At 60.2% G+C, this 1,773-nt stretch carries 2 protein-coding genes; both read right to left on the bottom strand.

Annotated features, from left to right (window positions below; genetic code table 11):
- Positions 1-151: 151 nt before the first annotated feature.
- Positions 152-1,519 (bottom strand): DUF1329 domain-containing protein, encoded by a 1,368-nt coding sequence (locus tag HNQ83_RS30940; protein WP_175392630.1) that lies wholly within the window; start codon positions 1,517-1,519, stop codon positions 152-154.
- 27 nt (positions 1,520-1,546) lie between these two features.
- The coding region (locus tag HNQ83_RS30935; protein WP_175392629.1) for a DUF1302 family protein at positions 1,547-1,773 on the bottom strand (227 nt) is incomplete at its 5' end.

The raw sequence follows: 1,773 nt of genomic DNA, 5'->3' as shown, positions 1-1,773 counted from the left end.
CATCGCTTTCGCGAGCAGGCTCGCTCCCACAGTTTTGATCTTCAGTGAACACAAAGCCTGTGGCCGTCAGAGACCCCTTGTGGGAGCGAGCCTGCTCGCGAAGGCGGCGGGTCAGTCAATACATGTGTCAACTGAAACACCGCTCCCAAAATCAGCGCACACCGGCGATGCGCAACGCGGCAGGGGTGAAGTCATTCATTTTGGCGGCGTTGCCATATTGCGGTGCCAGCTTGGACTCGTTGACCATCGCCAGCACGTTGTAGCGGCCGGCGATCAGGTCGTAGATCCCCATCATGGCGTAGCCGGCGGCGCCTCGTTCGTAATCATTGACGCCATAGCCTTCACCGACACGCCAGAGTTGTCCGCGACCGTCGTAATGATCGACCTCGGCGATCTGCCAGGTGTCCTCGTCGAAGTACAGGTCGCGCTTGGCATACACATGGCGTTGACCCGGTTTCAGGGTGGCCTCCACATGCCACACCCGGTGCAGCTCATAACGGGTCAGGTCCTGGTTGATATGCCCCGGCTTGATGATGTCGTCGTACTTGAGTTTGGGCGATTGCAGCTTGTAGTTGTTGTACGGGATGTACAGTTCTTTCTTGCCGATCAGTTTCCAGTCGTAGCGATCCGGTGAGCCGTTCATCAAGTCGGTGTTGTCGGCGGTACGCATGCCGTCGGAGCCGTTGCCCGGCCCGTCGTAAGCCACTTGCGGCGCGCGACGAACGCGACGCTGGCCGGCGTTGTAGACCCAGGCCAGACGCGGTTCCTTGACCTGGTCGATGGTCTCGTGGATCAGCACCACACTGCCGGCCATGCGCGACGGGGCGGTGATTTCCTGTTTGTAGTAATACAGGACGTTATCGGCCTGACCGGGCTCGACGCCTTCCATCAGTTGCGGGAAGGCCAGTTCATCCTGGTACTCGACGATGGAGTAGGCGCCGTTGGTTTGCGGTGCGGCCTGGGCGGCCTGGCGCAGCATGTTGCCGCCGCGATAACGGTTGGTGTGGTTCCAGTAGACTTCGATACCGCTTTTGGGGATCGGGAACGGGTAGTAGCGTGTCTGGCTGAAATTGGCCAGGCCGCTGCCATCGTTGATCAGTTGGGTGGTCACCGCGCTCTTCTTGGCAATCTCGTAGATGTCCTGCGGGTTGGCGGCGGTGCGCTGGGTCTTGTAGACCGGGATTTTGTAGCTGTCCGGGTAGCGTTTGAACATCGCCAGTTGGCCGGGTGTCAGCTTGTCCTTGTACTGCTCGGCATTGGCGGCCGTGATGACAAACTTCGGTTTGTCCGCGGCAAAGGGTTCGCCAATAAAGCCTCGGTCAAGCGGCGCCGCTCCGGGTTTCAGACCGCCAGTCCAGGCCGGAATGCTGCCATCGGCGTTGCCGGCTTTTTCTGCGCCCAAGGGCGTCAGGGTGCTGCCCAGCTGAGCCGCCTCTTGCGGGGACACAGCAGCCAACACACTGGTAGCCAGCAATGACAGGGTCAGTGCGCCGGCGCGTAGCATGGTTGTTGTTTTCATTGTTCGGGCTCCTCGGCCAGTGGTGCGTCAGAAGTTCACGCCGAAGCTGAGCGCGACATAGTCACGATCGACGTTGGTGTTGAAGTCGCCGCCGAAGTAATTGGTGTAACTGAGGCTGGCGGTGTAGGTGTTCAGGTAATCGGCATCCATCCCGACGCTGACGGCTTTGGAGCCTTCATCGAAGTTCGGGCCGTAACCCTCGACGTCATGGGACCAGGCCAGGTTGGGCGACAGGTTGATGCCGGCGATCACGT

Source organism: Pseudomonas sp. C2B4 (genome assembly GCF_013359695.1).
Lineage (GTDB): Bacteria > Pseudomonadota > Gammaproteobacteria > Pseudomonadales > Pseudomonadaceae > Aquipseudomonas.
The sequence above is the reverse complement of the archived record's forward strand: the minus strand, read 5'-3'. Positions and strand labels throughout refer to the sequence as shown.

What these genes read in the sequence shown, in the direction of transcription:
- HNQ83_RS30940 (WP_175392630.1), bottom strand. Translation starts at nt 1,519, where the DNA reads ATGAAAACAACAACCATGCTACGCGCCGGCGCACTGACCCTGTCATTG.